The sequence below is a fragment of the Streptomyces sp. NPDC000348 genome, assembly GCF_042898795.1.
GTDB lineage: Bacteria > Actinomycetota > Actinomycetes > Streptomycetales > Streptomycetaceae > Streptomyces.
Genome location: NZ_JBIAZD010000003.1, coordinates 349,015 through 366,864 on the forward strand (window position 1 = coordinate 349,015; position 17,850 = coordinate 366,864).

A 17,850-nucleotide genomic window follows, 5' to 3' on the forward strand; every position below is an offset into this window, starting at 1 on the left:
GGGAACCGAACTCGCGCGCTCGGCTGGGGAGGCGACGGCGCTCGCGCCGGCTTCATTGCTTTGACCGGCACGGATGCCCCGACCTCGGGGTGATCGTGCGCGTCGGACCGCACCGCCGTCGACCGCGGTTTTCCGCTCTTGCGGGCACCCGGAGGCACGAAACCCCGGGAGGCCGGCGCCACTGGGAGGACGACCGTGACGGCCCGCCCGGTGCGGAGAGCAGCTGTTGAAGGGGCTTCGCGGCTGCACGGTCCCGTGAGTCTCCGGCGCCGGGCTCCTCCGTCATGCGAGCGGAGCCCCTCGGCACACTCGCCGCCCTCTATGCCATTCCTCATGGCATACTCGGGGTTGTGGCTGATGACGACGTTGACTTCCTGCCCGGCGACGGTCCCACCAGCGGTATCTCCGTCACCTTGACCGCCGGAACCCTGCATGCGATCCGTGAGCGGGTCGGCAAGCGGGGCGTCTCGGCCTACCTGGAGAAGGCGGCCCAGCGGCAGATCGAGCGGGACAACCTGGACGAGCTGATCGCGGACTTCGACAAGGTGCACGGCCCGGCCGACCCCGAGGCCGTGGCGGCCAAGCGCGCCCGGCTGACCGGCGGCGCCCCGAACGCCGGGGCGGCCACGTGACCGGTGCCCTGGTCCTGGACAGCGAGGGCCTGGCGAAGGCCGTACAGCGTGATCGCGAGATCCACGAGTGGCTGACGGCGGCTCGCGACGCGGATCTGCCCGTGATCACCTCGGCTGCCGTGCTGGTCGAGGTGATCCACCCGAGGATCAACGACGCCGCGCTGAAGTGGACCCTGTCCCGTTTGAGTGTCGAGCCGGTGACCCAGACCGTCGCGCAGTCCGCTGCCGCTCTGCTGCGTGCGGCGGGGCTGCACGGACACAAGTACGCCATCGACGCCATGCTGTGCGCGACCGCCCTGCAGCATCCCGGTCGGGTGACGATCCTGACCTCCGATGTGGAAGACATCGGGCTGCTCACCGCCGGGCATCCACGCCTGAGTGCGGAGAAGGTCTGAGCCGCAGCGCCTTGGGGAAGCGACGCCCACCGCGGGCGGCCGCCGCCGGCCTCGACACCACCGCCCGGAAGACCGGAGCCGCGACGACCGACGAGCCGCCCGACAAGCCTTCTGGCGCGAACCCGGCACGCGACGACCGACAACCGAGGACGGCAAAAGGCCCAGGTCGATGACCTGGGCCTTCTTCATGGAGCGGGTGACGAGGATCGAACTCGCGCCCTCAGCTCGGGAAGCGATGGAGCCTGTCAGGCCGTCTACTCTCTGACCTGGACATACGCGGCTGGTGCGGGGTCGTCCGCGTGCCGGATCACACCGCTGCCGACCGTGACTGTCCGCTCCTACGGGCACGCTGTGGGCACGGACGCGATCGCCGGGAGCGGAGCACGCGTGCGGGCGGACACCGCGTCCGTCCGGAGCCGGTCGTGGATCCAGCCGGGGAACACCTTCGCGCATGCACCGGTTCCCGGCCGGAACCCGTTGGCCACCTCAGGCCGGCGGCCGCTGTTCCCACGGAACGGCCGGCGCCCGGCCGCTTGGTTCGGGGGCCGGGTCCTTGTCCGCGCCGGAGGAGCGCCTGGCCCGTGACGGCGGCGGTGCATTCGAAGTCCCGGTCGCGGTGGAGGAGGGTCGGTCCCTGCGCCTCGGCTGCGGGCGGCAGGGACCGCGGGGAGTCCGTCATGGCGCTACGCGTCGTGCTCTTCCGTCGGCGTACCCGGCCGGGGCCACCGTACGCGGTCGCGCCGCAGCGGGATGAGTGCTCTCATGGAACCAGCCGCAGGAGTGCATGCCGATGCGTCACAGCCGGAGCTCCGCTCTCGCATCCGCCCGATCGCCCGCGCCGACCGGAGCGGGCGGAGGATTGCGGCCGGCCCGGGATCTCGCCGCCGCCTGGTTCCTGATCGTCCTGGTCGCCACGCCCGCCTGGGCGTTGACGATCGGGCAGGCCCGGGGCACGGGGGTCGGGCCCGGCACGATGGGAATGGCGTTGCCGCTGTTCCTGCTGCTGTGGCTGACGATGACGGCGGCCATGATGCTGCCGTCCATGGCGCCGGTGGCCATCACGTGGGTGCGCGGGATCGGCCGGCAGTCCTCCGGCTGGACGCGGACCGTGCGCACCGTCGAGTTCGTGGGCGGCTATCTGCTGGTGTGGACCGCCTTCGGCCTGTTCGCCTACGCGGCCCTGGCCTTCACCGGAGGTCTGGTGGACGGCCACCCGACCGCCGGACGCTGGATCGGCGCCACGGCCTTCCTGCTCGCGGGCCTGTACCAGCTCGGCCCGCTCAAGAACGTCTGTCTGCGGCACTGCCGCGACCCCATGAGCCACCTGGTGCGCTACGCCGGGTTCCGGTCGCCGGCCCGCGACCTTCGGGTGGGCGTCCACCACGGCACCTACTGCGTCGGCTGCTGCGTGGGACTGATGATCGTCCTGCTCCCGCTCGGAGTGATGAACGTGGCGGCCATGGCCGGGCTGGCCGTGGTGATCTTCGTGGAGAAGCTGTGGTCCCGTGGTCCGCTGCTCGCCCGGGGCGTTGGCATCGCGTTTCTCGTACTCGCCGTGCTCGCGCCGTTCCAGGACTGGCTGCTGCCCGGACTGCGGGCGACGATGGACGGTATGTGACTCGGGCCTCTCGAAGAGGACGCGTTCGCCGGGCGGTCGTCGGTGACCGAAGAAGTCCACGCCGTGGGGGCTCACCTTGACGTCGGCCCACGGGGCCCACGGGCTCGCCCCTGCGGCAACCGGGCTCGCCCCCCTGCGACAACGCGTCCCGTCTCAGTCAGGACCGCTCCAGTCGAACGGGAAGTGTTTGCTCGACTTCCCCGAGCGTTCCCAGGAGAAGCCGAACGCGTCGGCACGGTCGGCGGTGGCCCGTCCCCAGGTGGCGACCTGGCCCGGTCCGACCTCGGCGCCCGGGGCGTTGTGCACCTGGACGCGTGCGCCGTCCGGCGTCGTCGGGCCGGTGAGCGCCTCGGCGGTGGCCGTGACCCGGCCTGGAACCTCGGCCCGCCAGGCGGCGAGGTCCTCGTCGATCTCGACGTGGACGGGGGCGAATTCCATGCCGCGCATCTCGGGGTGGAACATCTCCCCGAACCGCGCGGGCCACCCGCCCGCCTCACCGCCGAAGACGGCCCCGAGCGCGGCGCGCTGCCGATCGTCGGCCCGCTCGTCGAGGAAGAGCGCCGCGTACGGGTCGGAGTGCGTGCCGGTCCAGGGGTTGCCGACGAAGGAGCCGAGCATCAGGACGTTGAGGTCGTCGAGCCGCACATCGCCGAAGCCGCCTTCCCGGATGTGCCAGACCAGCACGCCCTCGCAGTCGCCGTAGGTCGGCGGCTGGGCGAACGTGCAGGGGCACGGTATGGCGCACTTGCACACATCGAACCAATCACCGGCCAGGTGCCAGCGTGTGCCGGTGGTGACGTGATCCGTCATCTCGCTTCCCTCCCGCCGAGCTCGAGGAGGAGCTCACTCGGAGTGGCGAGACCGCGTGTCCCGAGCCCGCGCCCGGACGACGGGGCGGCCTCCCTTCCAGCTTGCACCCCGCGTCCCGGTACGGGAACCAGGGAGGCCCGACAAACCGGACCGAGTCCGTGAGGAGGCGCTCACGCGCGGTCGCCCGCCTCCGAACCGGCGCGACATCCGATCCGACGGACCGGACACCCGCCTCGGGACACTCGGCCACTGCGTACCGGCCGTTCCCGGCGACGGCCACGGTGATCCGGGACGGGGTCCGCGTCCCGCGGTGGATACCGGCCCCCAGCGTGCCGGCGTCGTCGTCGAAGGCGGTGGCGGACAGGGGCGCGGCGGAGGTCACGCGCAGCCGGGCGGCGGGGGAGGTGTCCGCGCGCAGCGAATCCGGCAGGCCGTCACGGCCGTACGCCGGGCGCAGCTGCCGCGTCGTCGACGAGGATGTCGAGCGGCCGCCGAGCCGACGGGCGATCCAGGTGGCCGAGGTGGGCGGCCCGGAGGCCGCCCGAGGCCGAATCCGGTGTGGCCCCGGAACGAAAGGCCGTTGTCCCGCCGGGTACGTGATCACCGAGTCTCCGCTGGACAACAAAGGAACCCCAGGTCATTGACCCGGGGTTTCGCGTGGAACGGGTGACGAGAACCGAACTCGCGCTCTCAGCTCGGGAAGCGACGGCGCTTGCGCGGCCATAGAGCAGCTGACCTGGGGAAATTCGTTGTCAGGCGGCAGGTGTGAGGGACTGGCTGCACCGCTGTTGACCGTGGTTGTCCGCTCTGAGGGGCACGCCATGGGCACGACGCAGGGATGGGGGAGATCAGGGCCTCCGGTTGGCTGCCAGAGACCGGGAGTGGCTCCGACTCGAACGGCAGCCGAGTGAGGCCGTCGCGACTGCACACATGGCGTCATTCGGATGCAGTGGCGCGCATCAAGCATCCTGCTGCGAGTCGAGGACTCCTTGGGTCTCGATGCGCACGAGACCGATGCGCCCGAGGCCGATGCGCACGAGGGCGATGCGCACGAGGGCGAGGGCGCGCCCCGCGCCGTGCGGAGCGCCGGCGCCTTCGGGCCGGAGGCCGCCGCCGTGAGGCACCCCTCCGGGCCGCCCACCACCCCGTCCGTCCCGCGCCCACCGGCCCCCTCGCGCCAGGCCACGGCGACGGTCTCCCCCGCACCGCCCGCTCACGCCCCCGCTCCGAACGGTTCCGTCCCCGCTCCGAACGGTTCCGCGGTCACGAACGCCGCGCCCACCCCGCCCGATCGCCCGTCCGCCCCGTCGGCGTCGCCTTCCTCCGGACCCGCCGGACCCGCCCGTCCGGCGGTCCCCGAGCCGTCGGGGCCGCCCGACGCGCCCGCGCCCAGCGACTCCGCCGCCCTCGGGGGCGCCGGCGGGGGAGGGCCGGGAGCGGCCCGGCCGACCGGCCGACCCCTCCGGCTCGCCGTCCTCCACGAGCCCGGTGAAGCCCGCTCGTACCTACAACGGCAACAGAGGAGGAGCCCGCCGAGGAGTCGGACGAGGGGGTCGATGCGGTACCCAAGACGGACGCCCCGGCCGCCGAGAGCTTGCCCGCGGAGCAGTCGGCGGCCGCTCACGGGACCGGCACCGAGGCCCCCCTCGGCCTCTCCGACCGGCGGATTCCCGTGTTCGCACTGGGCGTGGGGCCGGCTCTGGTGGGCCTCGGCATCGGCTTCCTCGGGGTGCGGATGCGCCGCCGCTGAGCGGCTCGCGACGGCCCGGGTCCCCCTTGAGTCGGACCTCCGGCGTCCGCCTCAGGACGCTTGTCCACGCGGACTTACTCGGTATACATACTCGGTATGTCCATCCGCCACGGGCTTCTCGCCCTCCTCGAACGCGGCCCGCGCTACGGCTCACAGCTCCGTACGGAGTTCGAGTTCCGCACCGGCTCCACCTGGCCGCTCAACGTGGGTCAGGTCTACACGACGCTCAGCCGGCTCGAACGCGACGGCATGGTCGTGCAGGACGGTGAGGACGAGGCCGGCCACCCGCTCTACGCGATCACCGACAGCGGTCGCGTCGAACTTCGCAGCTGGTTCGAGCACCCCGTCGACCGCACCAGCCCGGCCCGCGACGAGCTGGCCATCAAGCTGGCCATGGCCGTCGGGGCGCCCGGGGTCGACATCCGTGACGTCATCCAGTCCCAGCGCCGGCACACCGTGAAGGCCATGCAGGACTACACCCGGCTGAAGGCGCAGGCCCTCACCGCCGTGGAGAAGAACGGGGACCGGGAGCGGGACGACATCGCCTGGCTCCTCGTCCTGGAGCAGCTGATCTTCCAGACCGAGGCCGAGGCGCGCTGGCTCGACCACTGCGAGTCCCGGCTGATCCGTCTCTCGTCGACCGCCCAGGCGGCGGGGCCGGAGCCGGCCTCGCCGGGGGCGGTAGCGGGAGCGGCGGGGACGGGGGCGCGGGCGGCGGCCGGGGCAGAGGAGGCCGCACGCCACCGCCCGTGACGTCCGACCTTCACGACCGGCCCTGAGCGCCCGAACGACCGGACCCACAGGGCCGACCGAGTCCACCGGCTCCACCCGACCCACTCGTAGCACCTGAAGACTCCGAACCACCCGACCAGACCCATACCGTACGCACGGCGCTGCCAACGACCGTCCGTCTGTCGCACCGACGTCCGGCCGCTCGCCGGCGTACGCCCGAGGGGAAACCATGTCCACACAACAGCAGCAGCCCGTGCTGAGTCTGCGGAACCTGACCCGCGTCCACGGCTCCGGCGCCACCGAGGTGCACGCCCTGCGCGGCATCGACCTCGACGTCCACCCCGGTGAACTCGTCGCCGTCATGGGCCCCTCGGGCTCCGGCAAGTCCACCCTGCTCACCATCGCCGGCGGCCTCGACAACCCCACTTCCGGGCAGGTCTTCGTCGAGGGCACCGACATCACCGCCCTCGGCATCAAGGGGCTCGCCGCCCTGCGCCGCCGCAGCATCGGCTACGTCTTTCAGGACTACAACCTCATCCCGGCCCTCACCGCCGCCGAGAATGTGGCCCTGCCCCGCGAACTGGACGGCATATCGGCCCGCAAGGCCCGCACCGAGGCCCTCGCCGCCCTCGCCGAGATGGACCTGGGCCAACTCGCCGACCGGTTCCCCGACGAGATGTCCGGCGGCCAGCAGCAGCGCGTGGCCATCGCCCGCGCCCTCGTCGGCGACCGCCGGCTCGTCCTCGCCGACGAGCCCACCGGCGCCCTCGACTCCGAGACCGGCGAGTCCGTGCTGGCCTTGCTGCGCTCCCGCTGCGACGCCGGAGCCGCCGGCATCATGGTCACCCACGAGCCGCGGTTCGCCGCCTGGGCCGACCGGGTCGTCTTCCTGCGGGACGGCGCCGTCGTCGACCAGACCCTACGCAGCGACGCCGACTCGCTCCTGACCGGCCGGGCGGCCCAGCGGTGACGACCTGGTTCCACTCCTGGCGGGCCGCGGTCCGCATCGCCCGCCGTGACGCCTGGCGCTCCAAGGGCCGCAGCTTCCTCGTCCTCGCCATGATCGCGCTGCCGATCCTGGGCGTGAGCGCCCTGGACCTGACCCTGCGCAGCGCCGAACTCACCCCCGCGCAGCGGGTGGAGCGCACCCTGGGTGCCGCCGACGCTCGCTTCTCCGACGCCCGGACGGGCGGCGTGGCCATCCTGCAGGACCCCGAGGGCGAGCAGAACACCCCGGCCGGGGACTACTACTCGCCGGGCACGTCCTGGCCCGACGGCCCGACCGATGTCACCAAGACCATCCCGGCCGGTTCGACGGTGCTGACCGACAGCAGCGGCACCGCCAAGCTGACCACCACTCACGGTCTGCTCCAGACCGAGGTCCGTGAGCTGGCCGCCGCCGATCCCGTCGCCCGGGGCATCATGCGGCTGCAGGAGGGCCGCTTCCCCGAGAAGAACGACGAGATCGCCGCGACCACCCGGTTCCTGGAGAGCAGCGGGCTGTCCGTCGGCTCCACCCTCACCGCCCGCGGCTTCGACCGCACCTATGTGATCAGCGGCTCGTACGAGTTGCCCAGCGACCTCACGGCACAGCAGGTCAACGCCCTGCCGGGGGCCTTCCTAGCGCCGTACGCCAAGGCGGTCGAGAAGGCCGGACTGCCGAAGCCCGACGTCTCCACCACCTACCTGGTGAAGAAGGCCGGCGGTTTCACGTGGAACATGGTCCAGGCGATCAACGTCAAGGGTGTCCTGGTCACCTCGCGCGTCGTGGTCCTCGACCCGCCCGCCGACTCCGAGGTGCCGCTCTACCAGAGAAAAGACTGGGCCAAGAACAGCGGGGGTGCCGACGCCGCCGCGCTCGCCGCCGTGGGCACGGTCGTCGGCTTGGCGATGCTGGAGATCTGCCTGCTCGCCGGTCCCGCCTTCGCCGTCGGCGCCCGTCGTTCCCGCCGCCAGCTCGGCCTGGTCGGCGCCAACGGCGGTGCCCGCAGCCATATCCGGGCCATCGTGTTGAGCGGCGGCCTGGTCATCGGCGTCGCGGCGGCCCTGGTCGGCATTGTCCTCGCCCTGGCCCTGACCTTCGCCCTCCGGCCGCTCCTCGAGGACTACATGGGGCAGCGGTTCGGCGGCTTCACCGTCAGGCCGCTGGAACTGCTCGCCATCGCCGCGCTCGCCGTCCTCACCGGCCTGCTCTCCGCGGTCATCCCGGCCGTCACCGCCTCCCGGCAGACCATCCTGGCCTCCCTCACCGGCCGTCGCGGCGTGCGCCGCAGCAACCGCGTGCTGCCGCTGATCGGCTTCGGCGCTGTCCTGCTCGGCGCGGCCATCGCCCTGTACGGCTCGGTCGTCTCCGACCAGTTCGTCCTGGTCGCGGGTGGCTCGGCCATCGCCGAGCTGGGTGTGGTCGCCATGACGCCTGCCCTGGTCGGCCTGTTCGGCCGGGCCAGCCGCTGGCTGCCGCTCTCGCCGCGCCTCGCCCTGCGGGACGCCGTCCGCAACCGGGGCCGTACGGCACCCGCTGTCGCCGCCGTCCTGGCCGCCGTCGCGGGCACCGTCGCCGTCTCGACGTACGCCGCGAGCCGCGACGCCCAGAGTCTGGCCGAGTACCGGGCCAGCCTGCCGTACGGGGCCGGCGCCGCGCTCGTCACCGAGGAGGGAGGCCGGGACGTCCCCGCGGTCCGCGACGCCGTGCAGCGGACGCTGCCCGTCGACGTCCGCGCCGACGTGTTCCGGATCGTCGTCGGCAAGCCCGGCTGCGCCCCGTACGGCGAGGGCGAGGGCTGTGGCCGCTTCGACGTCGTCATCCCGCCGGCCAACGAGTGCCCGCTGTGGGCCATCGCCCCCGACGGCTCCGACCTGGCGGAGAAGTACACCAAGGAGCAGCGGCGCGCCCTCGCCAAGGACTGGCGCTGCCTCTCGCGCGACGGCAACGGCATCTACGTCGAGGAGGGTCTCCTCGTCGCCGACGCCCCGCTCCTGAAGGTCCTCGGCATCGACGACCCGGGTGCGGCCAAGGCCCTCGCCGACGGAAAGCTCCTCAGCTTCCACAGGCCCCAGGTCGACAGGAACGGCACCGTCGGCATCAAGCTGATCACCGACCCGGAGGCCGCCGACCGCGCCGTCGAGCAGAACAAGCCGGTCCCGGGCGAGCTGAAGTCCTTCCCCGCCTACCAGGTGCCCGGCTCGCCCGACTCCTACGGAGTGGAGAGCGTGCTCAGCCCCGCCGCCGCCAAGGCCGCCGGACTGACCACCGTCCCCCTCGGCGCCGTCTTCAGCACCGACCGGATGCCCAGCTCCGAGCAGCGGCAGAGGCTCGACGCCGAGATCGCCAAGCTCGGCAGCAACGTCGAGCTGACCGTGGAGCAGGGCTGGGTCGACGAGAACGGGATCGTCCTGCTCGCGCTGACCGTCTTCGCCGGCCTGGTCACCATCGGTGCGGCCGGCATAGCCACCGGTCTCGCCCAGGCCGACGCGGAGGCCGATCTCAAGACGCTCGCCGCGGTCGGCGCCCCGCCCCGGGTGCGCCGCATGCTCAGCGGCTTCCAGTGCGGTGTGGTCGCCGCGATGGGTGTGGTCCTCGGCTCGGCGGCCGGTGTCCTGCCCGCGGTCGGGCTGCGGCTCACCGAGGAGCGCGAGCAGATGCGCTCCTACCAGGAGGCTCTCGACCAGGGGTGGGTCGGCGTCGGTGACGCCCCGCCGTACGTGCCGATCGTCGTCCCCTGGGAGACACTCGCCGCCCTCCTGGTCGCCGTGCCCCTCGGCGCCGCCCTGCTGGCCGCGCTGGTGACCCGCTCGCGCGGGGCGCTGGCCCGCCGCGCCGCGCATTGAGCCTCCGCTGCCGGACCGTGCCCCTGGACGAGGGTGGATCACCCTCGTCCAGGGGCACACCGTGTGGGAAAGCACGCGTGCGCGAGAATGGCGGCATGGAGATGCCGAGGAATGACAGGTCGCAGGAGAGCCCCCAGGTCCTCATCCTGGGCCAGGACGGGATGGCGCTCGGCGGCACTGACTAGGGATCACCTTCCATCCCGGCCGTACTCCTTGGTCGGTCTGCACGCTGTCGCGAACCAGGTAGGCCGACAGGGCACGCCACGTGGTGGTGACGAGAGGGAGGCTGCCCTCAGCGCGGTCGACGACCTGCGGCGCTGGATGAGCCGGGGAGCGTGTCGTTATGCCGGAGATCACGGAGGACCACCTGGGCGCCGCCCAGTCCGTCCGTGTCCGCTACCGCGCGCTGGACCTCGACCTCGCCGACGCGGTGAACGTGGCCCTTGCCGCCGACTACGACACGGACGCGATCCTGACCCTCGAACGACGAGACTTCTGGCCGTACACCCGTTGGGCCGCTATAAGGCATTCTGGGTGCTCCCCGACGACCTTCCCCTCTGACGCAGGACCCTCGGCGGTCAAGTACCCGTTCCCGCAAGGGCCTTGTGTGCCGCCCACGACGAAGCAGGTGCAGGACGGGCGTCCGCCATCGCCCGGGAACAGCGGGCTGAGGGCTCGCCTCCGGCTCATCTGTGTGAAAGTAAAGGTCAGCGCCATGCTGCGACGTGATGGGGGCGCCCTCGCAAGGCGTGCGTGCCCTCTGCGTGCCCAATCTCGGAGTGCGGGAGCACTCGCAAACCGCAGCAACGAGACCCCTATGAGACAAGCCCCGGGTCGCTGACCTGGGGCTTGAAGAAGAGCGGGTGACGAGAATCGAACTCGCGCTCTCAGCTTGGGAAGCTGCGATCATTCGCGGGCGGTTCGGGCGCTGACCTGCGCTGATGGTTGACCTGCGCCCTCGCCGGTGCCGCTGGCTTTCACCGTGACTCCCCGCTGTTCCCCGCTCGATCTGGTGCGCTTGTGGTGCGGGGCCGACGGACACCGTGGCAGTGGCTACAGTCGGTCTATGCAGTGGATCACCTTGATCAGCACCATAGTTGGCGCGGTGATCGCCACAGGATCCGCCATGCTTCTGGACCGTCAACGGTGGAAGCGGGAGCGCTTGGATCGCGAGACGCAAACGCGTCGCACTCTTTATGGGGACTACCTGGCCGGCCTGTCTGAAGCCCGTCACGTCTGCGGCAACGTGGCTCGGGACTCGGACATGGAACCCTCGACGCGCCGCACGATGGCCCGCGAAGCGTTCGGGCCGTGCATCGGCTTGAGGTACCAGATGACCATCAGCGCGCCCAGTCGCGTCGTAGAGGCTTCAGAGGATGCCTTCCGCCGTCTGCGTGACCTTCGGGATCGGGTGATGGAGGGAGTTCTGGTCACCGATCCCGTGTATCTGGAGGGGCGCCGAACTTACGACGATGCCCTTGCTGTGCTCCGGGCACGCATGAGAGAGGACCTGGATGTCATTGAAGACGGCACTGCGCCCTGAGCTTGGGAAGCTAAGGTGATCTACGCCCGGTTGCTTGGCTGATCTGCGGTGACGCGGCCTCGGCGCCTGCTTGGCCACTGGGCTGGTCCCCGGTGTTCCCCGTGGTTCCCCGCACGATCTGGCACGCATATGGCACGCTCCTCCGCCCTAACCCGGGGTTGTCGTCCGAGTCGCCCAGGGTGTGCGGTTGTCAGTTACGACCAGCGACACACGTGAAGTGCCGTGCAGCATGCCGGAGTTGCTCGCTAGGATCGGTTCACTGGGCCCAAACGGGGAGGAAAGATCGTGGAGCCGACGCTTATCGCCTTGGCCAGCGCAGGCGGTACGGCCGTCGTATCGGCCATGGCGACAGACGGCTGGCAGACACTTCGATCAGGCGTCGTTGATCTGTGGCGCCGATTCCGCCCAGACTCCGCTGCCGAGCTGGAACGAGACCTTGAGACGTCGCGTTCTGCACTGCTCGCCGCTCCTGACACGGAGATCCAACCCATACGTCAGGCTCTTCAGTCAGCCTGGCAGGGGCGCATGCTGACACTCTTCCTGGAGGACCGGGCCGCTGCGGCAGAGTTCGAAAGCTTGCTGTCCAGACTCACGGAAGCCGGCTCACACAGGACGAACATCACCTTCAACGCCGAGGCCCGTGATCACGGCCGGGTGTACCAAGCAGGCGGGAACCAGTTCATCAGCGAGCGATGAGCGCCAGGTGGGACGATGATGATGGCCCCGGGCCAGCGTGACGAGGAAGGCTCTCGGCGGCAGATGTATGGCCATGCCGAGGGCGACGGGCGTGTGTACCAGGCTGGACGTGATCAGCATCTGACAGTGCACGTGCATGGGGAGCACCCACAGCCTCAGTCGTATGGGAGTGTCCGCAACGCGCTTGCATCGCTCTACGTTCTGCTTCAACTCGTGGGCACACTCGCGTTTGTAGTGGGCTGCCTCATAGTTGCTATGACCCTCCGGGAGGCACTATTCAGCACCCTGTTCTTTCAGGGCTGCGGCATCGTGGGCGCGAGCTTGGTACTGATGATGATCGTTGAGCGGCTCTTCACAGGCCGCTGGCACAGGTGGTCACGCCCACGCAAGCGAGCATCACGAACATAGGGAACCGGCACGCATCAGGTCCCTCATCTGTAGGGATGCCGGTAGACAGCGGAGTCTGATCCACTCGGGCCACTTCTTCTTGCCCTGGGTCTTGCCGGGGATCTTGGTGAGCTGGGTTTTCCCTGCTCAGGGGTAGTGGGCTCGTGCGCCTGGTGGTCGTCGTTGGTCGTCATTGGCCACTGTCGAGCGACCTCGGACGGCCCAGAGACGGCCCAGCCAGCACCGTCATGAGCGTCGGCTTACCGCGTTACGCAGGGCCTCGAACCAACCCATGAAGAGCCACCTCAGCCACCAAAACCAACCTCTGCGCCTGCGTTGCGGCTGTGGTTCCGGACGCGCAGGCATGCGCGGAAGTCGGGGAGGAGTAGAGACACGTGGGCTTCGGCTTCGTCGGCCTCCACCACCGTGCAGATGGCAGTAGCCGTTCCATCCGGCAGGGTTTCCGCACGCTCGTCCCTGCCGTGTCACCCCAGCACAACGCCCCATAAAGCGAGTCTGGCAGAGCCTGCGCGGGCAAGGGGCGACTGCTTGTGGAAGCTACGGAGTCTCACACTCGGAGCCAGCTTGGGAAGCTGCGGCGCTCTGCGCTCCCTAGGGCGCTGACCTGCGCATACAGTTGGCGCGTCCTTCGTCGGGTTTGATCGTTCTCACCGCCACTCCCCGCTGCTCCCTGCTCGATCTGATGCGCTTGTGGTGCGGTGCTCACACGAATGAGTGCGCAGGAGGCCACCTAATCGACGCGTACTCCACGCTCGCCTCGCCTGTACTGGCAGGTACTGACAGCACGACGGGCCCCCGACTCCTGGTTGAGGGGTGGAGGGCCGATGGTGGCTGGTCAGGTCAGATTGACGAGGGTGGGGGTCACTTCGTTCTCAAGGTCGTACTCGGAGAACTCCCATGTTGTGACCACCGCGTCCTTTGGGACGCGATAGACGAACTGCATCTCGTCGTCGAAGCCGGGTTGCAACTGCGCGTTGCATTCTGGGTTGTCGGCGACGTCGTAAAGATCTTCGATCGTGTCGAAGCGTCGGCCCTGGTCGTCGATGAGCGCATTGACGATGGGCAGCGAGCACGTCAGGTCCATGCTGGCCTTTCCCTCGTTGCTGACAACGGTCTTGAGGACGACGTATTTGGCGTCGGCGCCTGCGGATTTGCGGGCTCCGGCGAGCACGATGGTGTCGGCCTCTGCCACCTTGGTGACCTTGACGACGGCTCCGCCGTTCCGGGCCTGCTCGCCGACCTTGGCGTCTGCGTTCTGGTCGGTTACTGCTGCGGTGTCCTCTTCGACTGTGGCCTCGGGCTCGACGGTTTCTGTCACGGTGACGGTGGGCTGTGGCTTTGCTGTGTCGTCGATGCGGCCAGAGATGGCGATCCCTGTGGCGACGACGGCGGCGGCAATGATGGCCGCGCCGCCGATAATGTAGGCGTTGGTGTGGCTCTTCTTGCCGGGTTGCGGCGGCTGAGCTGGCATCGGCGGCGGCGTGATGTTGGTACTCATGATCCCCCCTGGGGCGGTGCTGTTGTGAGACGCATCATCCTCTGTGAACGGCTGCACTGACAGCAGTTGGGGCCACAGGGGCGGCAAGCGGATGGCGACCACTTCGGGATGCAGCCGCTTTGGTGCTGTTGTAGTCGCGCGGCTGGTGGGTGCGTGGAACTGGCTGACTTCGATGGCTCGTCGGCGGATCTCTCGGCGCCGGTTCCGATGATCGTGACGACGTCGGCCTTGCCAAAGCGCGACACCCGCTTTAGGAGAGAGGCTGGGTGATCTCGGGCCTGAGCTGCGACTTCGTCGGCCGAGGAAGCGGGCGACTACTCGACCGCAGGGCACCGGTGTTGACCGTGGCTGACCCCTGCATCTGGCACGGTTGTGGCACGAACCTCAGCCGACGACAGTCAGCCACGATGGCGGGTACGCCGACCGATCAGGCGCGCGTGTGCCTCGCTGCACCCCCACCGGCCTCCGCCACGCCTCCGTTGGCGATTGGTCAACCACCGTAGCGGCTGCGCAAATCTTCGGTGGTTCTTGACATCAGCCCTATGGCACCTTGCGGTTGGACCTCTGCCAGCGGACGTTCCGTCTGGGGGTCGTAGGCAGTCAGCCCCGTTTCCTTCTCGACGATGGCCGCCAGGGCAAAGACCTTGCCGAGCACGACCGCGGCATCTTCCCCTGCATGCCAGTAGGGCACTGTGATGCTCACCTCGTCACCGAAGACGGACAGGTCGATGCCGGTGCCCGAGTGGCTGAGGTCTCGGGACTCCTGTTCGTACTCAGTGATGTCCACTTCGCCCAGCAGAAACCGGGCCTGCGGGACTATGCGTTCCCAAGCTTCAAGGAGACGAGCAGGGATCGGCTCGCTGTGCTCGGCCGCGTCTTCCATCGCCTCCAGGACCTCATCCCAGGATTGCCCGTCGCGTCGGCTCAAGAAGTAGATGTCGTAGCTCATCGCGCGATCGTAGACACTCCACTTGCTGGCCACAGTTGACCTGATCTCTCACGACGAGGGGTTGCTCACCAGTCCCGCCACCGGTCCGTGAGCTCGTGCCGGCCGAGCCCGTGCCTGGCGGTCAGGGCCGCGACGTCGACTCCCTGCTCGCTGAGCGCCTCATCGATGTAGGCGCACAACTGCTCGCGCTCATCGGTTTCGAAGGCGCACTCGTCGTGAGCCTCGTTCACGGCGTTCAGGGCCAGAATGACGCGCTCCACTACGGCGAAGATTCGTGTGTCGTCGCCCTCTGCGAGCGTGGGCACCTCGGCATCGAACACGTCGAGGACAGCATCAGTCTCCACCAGGAGCTCTTCGGGAAACAGCTCGACCATGCACGCGCAGTTGGGATCCAGGGTGCCAGCGGAAAGCTCCGCGGCCTCCTTGGCTATGCCCCTGCGCCAGTTCGTCGTCGGTCTCTCAGCCATGGAGCGAACCGTACAGCGCAGGTCTGACAGCAAGACCCATCTTCACGAGGGAACCTCAGCTTGGGAAGCTCAGATTATTCAGAGCTCGTTGTCAGGGCTGACCTGCGGCGGAGCGTCATAGGCGCCTGATGGGCCGTCGACTGTCTCCCCGGTGTTCCCCGTGGATTCCCGCAGCATCTGGCACGCAACTGGCACGGGCTGATGCTTGTGTAGCCATCGGGAACAGTCCCTGGGACGGGGTGTCCCGGGGCGCCGAACTCGCCTACAGATACGCAGAGTTGCAGGTCATGGGCTGTGATACAGTTCTGTTGCTCGATCTCCTCGTACCTTGAGCTGTGGCATCAAGGGGGTGGTCCTATGCCGCCAGAGGATGAATCAGAGCTCGAAGATTTATAAATCCATATCATGAAATCGCAAGCCTGATTTCTTTTCGCGACGATGGCGTATTAGTGCCGGAGTGATTAGAAGTCGGGCTTTTCTTGTTTCGCTGCAGAGAAGGTTAGAAGCTCCACCCGGGAGTTAAACAATCAATGGAGGTGCTGGTGCGCGAATTGTTCACGCAGGTTGGGCAGACGGTCCGGTTCGCAATTGCCGACGAGTCCCGGACCGCCCGCCTGAAGTCCCTGATTACGACGACTGCCATCGTCGTAACCGTGGGCTACTACGTCCTGTTCGTTAGGTAGACGCCTTCTTCGCCAGGACAACTTAAGAGTACGGCGGGCTGCATCCTCGTGGCTACGGCCCGCCGTACTCGGCCCAGGTCCGCTCACGTACTGAGGCACATACTGAAACGGCAGCGGAGCGTGATCGGTAACCCGCCTCACCTGCCCATGACGGACAAAGGTCCCTCTGCTGAGTCCGCTCGTCCTGGGCATGGCTCCTGCCGAGACGTTGAGGTGGGCGACATCCGCTTTAGGAGTTCGATCTACGCCCGCCCCTGATGCCATCGTTGGCTGGTCCGGCGGCCTTCCAGGATCGCAGCTGTGTGCCGCCGTCCGGGCTCGTTGATGTCAGCGTTGGATGTCAACGGAACAGCTCCGGAACCGGGCAGACCTCCAGCGGTTCGGCCGGCCGGTCCGCCCACTGCCACCAGGTGTGCCGGCCAGCACACCGCCACAGAGAGCGGCAGGTCCTCCGGCCGTCTTCGTCTCGTTTAGTCAGCACGAGACCGCCGGACTTCAAGGGCTGGCTGCACTCAGGACAGGCCGGGGTATCGTCGGTCATGCGGCGCACCCTAACGGAGCGACCTCTTCGTCCCGAACTTTCGGCCGGAGGCATTGCGGACTGGAGGGCTGGTCAGTCGGTCATTGACGGCCTTGGTGGTCGCCTGCGGTTGCGGTGGTTGCTGCACTTCGCTGTTGTACTACTGCGCTCACTACAGCCCTCCCGTCTGGTCGTACTCGACTGCCTCAAAGGTGTCGATCAGCATTGCACTAATCGGCGGATTCGATTCCCAAGTCGGCTCGCATGGCAACTTTCTGCTCCCCCACGTATGGCCAGACCTCTTGATGCAGTTCGTCTTCCAGAGCATGCAGCTCGGCCGCACATCCGGACAGAGATGGGCCGAGCTGCTTGATTTTTCCGTATGCGGTGTTCAACCGGGTCTTGGCAACGCTGGATGCTCGTAGCACCGGGCGCGGGGCAATCATCTGGGCTTCCGAATAACTGTCCCGATAGGTCGATCGGCTGGTCTCCAGTTGTGCCAGCGATGCGTCAACGTCAACGTTTTGCCGCAGCGCATGCAGGTAGTTGGTCATCGCCGTCAGAAATTGACGGGAAGCAGTGTTCAGGTCGATGTAACACCTGCGCCTCAGCTCAAGGCTCTCGCGCTGGCGTGCTTGCGCCTGCTCCGCCTGTAGCAGGGCTTCGGCGTGCTGGCGTTCTTCTCGTCGCTGCTCCGCAGCAGCCTGCAATTCCAGACGTTTTGTACGGTCCGCGCGGTTCTGCGTCAGCAGCGCCGCTCCTAGCGTGCCCACCACGCCCACGACGGCAACCGCCAACCCCGCCCAACCACCGCCCACAATCCCTGCCTTCTACAGATGAAGGGTTTCAACCAAACGCACGTCCTAACCTGGGCTCGGGCCTCCCGCATCGCGTCGGCTGCTGCTGTCGGTTAGCACGGGCCAACCTCGGTCCACGGATGGCTAGATCGCGATGCTAGGCAGTGGTCAGGCGTGCCCAAGCTAGCTCAGCGTAGCGGGCGTTTAGAAGATGCGGGCAAGCCTTGGTGGGGCGGTCCAATCGTCTTCCGTTGGCCTCGCGACGGTTCGCTGAGTGCCGCTGCCGTCCGGCGTCGTTGCCGTCAGCGCTGCCGTCACTGCCGTCGGCGGTGCTGCCGTGTGACCACCGCATTAGGAGTTTGATCCGTGCTTACCCGGTGGTGCCAGTACCCAGTCGTGCCGGACCGTTTGGCCGGCCGTGCGCCGGGATCGTGGCCGTCTTTCCGCCAGCAAGCAAGGCGAGTGCTGGACGCGCCTGAGCGCACGCTGAGCTCTTCAGCGTGAACCTCGATAGGCTCGATGGT

Annotated in this window: 14 protein-coding genes and 3 pseudogenes; 11 read left to right on the plus strand and 6 right to left on the minus strand. The window is 68.6% G+C overall.

Annotated elements, in window-relative coordinates; all coding sequences use genetic code 11:
- Positions 1 to 350: 350 nt before the first annotated feature.
- The gene (locus ACFY3N_RS08445; RefSeq protein ID WP_390815839.1) at positions 351 to 632 is read left to right on the plus strand and encodes a hypothetical protein; all 282 of its coding nucleotides are present in this window, start codon (positions 351 to 353) and stop codon (positions 630 to 632) included.
- On the plus strand, positions 629 to 1,027 hold the full coding sequence (locus ACFY3N_RS08450) for a PIN domain-containing protein (RefSeq protein ID WP_390815840.1): 399 nt from the start codon (positions 629 to 631) through the stop codon (positions 1,025 to 1,027). The genes ACFY3N_RS08445 and ACFY3N_RS08450 overlap by 4 nt, the downstream gene beginning before the upstream one ends.
- Before the next feature lie 544 nt (positions 1,028 to 1,571).
- Here the strand turns inward: ACFY3N_RS08450 and ACFY3N_RS08455 are convergent.
- Positions 1,572 to 1,673 (minus strand): annotated as a pseudogene (locus ACFY3N_RS08455) (VapC toxin family PIN domain ribonuclease); the annotation flags it as partial.
- A gap of 144 nt (positions 1,674 to 1,817) precedes the next feature.
- Between ACFY3N_RS08455 and ACFY3N_RS08460 the strand changes: the two are divergent.
- Positions 1,818 to 2,645, plus strand: coding sequence for a DUF2182 domain-containing protein (locus tag ACFY3N_RS08460; protein ID WP_390815841.1), 828 nt, complete (start codon positions 1,818 to 1,820; stop codon positions 2,643 to 2,645).
- 153 nt (positions 2,646 to 2,798) lie between these two features.
- Here the strand turns inward: ACFY3N_RS08460 and ACFY3N_RS08465 are convergent, their stop codons facing one another.
- A complete protein-coding gene (locus ACFY3N_RS08465; protein WP_390815842.1) occupies positions 2,799 to 3,455 on the minus strand; it encodes a DUF1326 domain-containing protein in 657 nt (218 codons plus the stop codon).
- A gap of 1,594 nt (positions 3,456 to 5,049) precedes the next feature.
- Between ACFY3N_RS08465 and ACFY3N_RS08470 the strand changes: the two genes are divergently transcribed.
- The 8 genes and pseudogenes from ACFY3N_RS08470 (at position 5,050) to ACFY3N_RS08505 (ending at position 12,004) form a co-directional block, all read left to right on the plus strand.
- Positions 5,050 to 5,205, plus strand: coding sequence for a hypothetical protein (locus tag ACFY3N_RS08470; RefSeq protein ID WP_390815843.1), 156 nt, complete (start codon positions 5,050 to 5,052; stop codon positions 5,203 to 5,205).
- A 96-nt stretch (positions 5,206 to 5,301) separates the two neighbouring features.
- Positions 5,302 to 5,958 carry a PadR family transcriptional regulator gene (locus ACFY3N_RS08475; RefSeq protein ID WP_386018997.1) on the plus strand — a complete coding sequence of 219 codons (657 nt, stop codon included), beginning with the start codon at positions 5,302 to 5,304 and terminating at the stop codon, positions 5,956 to 5,958.
- A gap of 208 nt (positions 5,959 to 6,166) precedes the next feature.
- The gene (locus ACFY3N_RS08480; RefSeq protein WP_030856708.1) at positions 6,167 to 6,907 is read left to right on the plus strand and encodes an ABC transporter ATP-binding protein; all 741 of its coding nucleotides are present in this window, start codon (positions 6,167 to 6,169) and stop codon (positions 6,905 to 6,907) included.
- A complete protein-coding gene (locus ACFY3N_RS08485; protein WP_390815844.1) occupies positions 6,904 to 9,765 on the plus strand; it encodes an ABC transporter permease in 2,862 nt (953 codons plus the stop codon). The genes ACFY3N_RS08480 and ACFY3N_RS08485 overlap by 4 nt, the downstream gene beginning before the upstream one ends.
- 95 nt (positions 9,766 to 9,860) lie before the next feature.
- Positions 9,861 to 9,941: pseudogene (locus tag ACFY3N_RS08490) on the plus strand (DUF2587 domain-containing protein); the annotation flags it as partial.
- A gap of 103 nt (positions 9,942 to 10,044) precedes the next feature.
- A pseudogene (locus tag ACFY3N_RS08495) lies at positions 10,045 to 10,326 on the plus strand (VapC toxin family PIN domain ribonuclease); the annotation flags it as partial.
- Positions 10,327 to 10,831: 505 nt separating this feature from the next.
- Positions 10,832 to 11,308, plus strand: coding sequence for a hypothetical protein (locus tag ACFY3N_RS08500; protein ID WP_390815845.1), 477 nt, complete (start codon positions 10,832 to 10,834; stop codon positions 11,306 to 11,308).
- A gap of 285 nt (positions 11,309 to 11,593) precedes the next feature.
- Entirely contained in the window at positions 11,594 to 12,004 is a 411-nt protein-coding gene (locus ACFY3N_RS08505) for a hypothetical protein (RefSeq protein ID WP_390815846.1), read from the plus strand.
- A 1,243-nt stretch (positions 12,005 to 13,247) separates the two neighbouring features.
- On the opposite strand, the gene ACFY3N_RS08510 is transcribed toward ACFY3N_RS08505, so the two are convergent.
- The 4 genes from ACFY3N_RS08510 to ACFY3N_RS08525 form a co-directional block, all read right to left on the minus strand.
- Positions 13,248 to 13,910, minus strand: coding sequence for a hypothetical protein (locus ACFY3N_RS08510; RefSeq protein ID WP_390815847.1), 663 nt, complete (start codon positions 13,908 to 13,910; stop codon positions 13,248 to 13,250).
- Between the two features lie 490 nt (positions 13,911 to 14,400).
- Complete coding sequence (locus ACFY3N_RS08515; protein WP_143652383.1) at positions 14,401 to 14,859, minus strand: hypothetical protein; 459 nt, start codon at positions 14,857 to 14,859, stop codon at positions 14,401 to 14,403.
- A 65-nt stretch (positions 14,860 to 14,924) separates the two neighbouring features.
- The gene (locus ACFY3N_RS08520) at positions 14,925 to 15,326 is read right to left on the minus strand and encodes a hypothetical protein (RefSeq protein ID WP_085572263.1); all 402 of its coding nucleotides are present in this window, start codon (positions 15,324 to 15,326) and stop codon (positions 14,925 to 14,927) included.
- A 1,433-nt stretch (positions 15,327 to 16,759) separates the two neighbouring features.
- On the minus strand, positions 16,760 to 17,305 hold the full coding sequence (locus tag ACFY3N_RS08525; protein ID WP_390815848.1) for a hypothetical protein: 546 nt from the start codon (positions 17,303 to 17,305) through the stop codon (positions 16,760 to 16,762).
- Positions 17,306 to 17,850 lie beyond the last annotated feature (545 nt).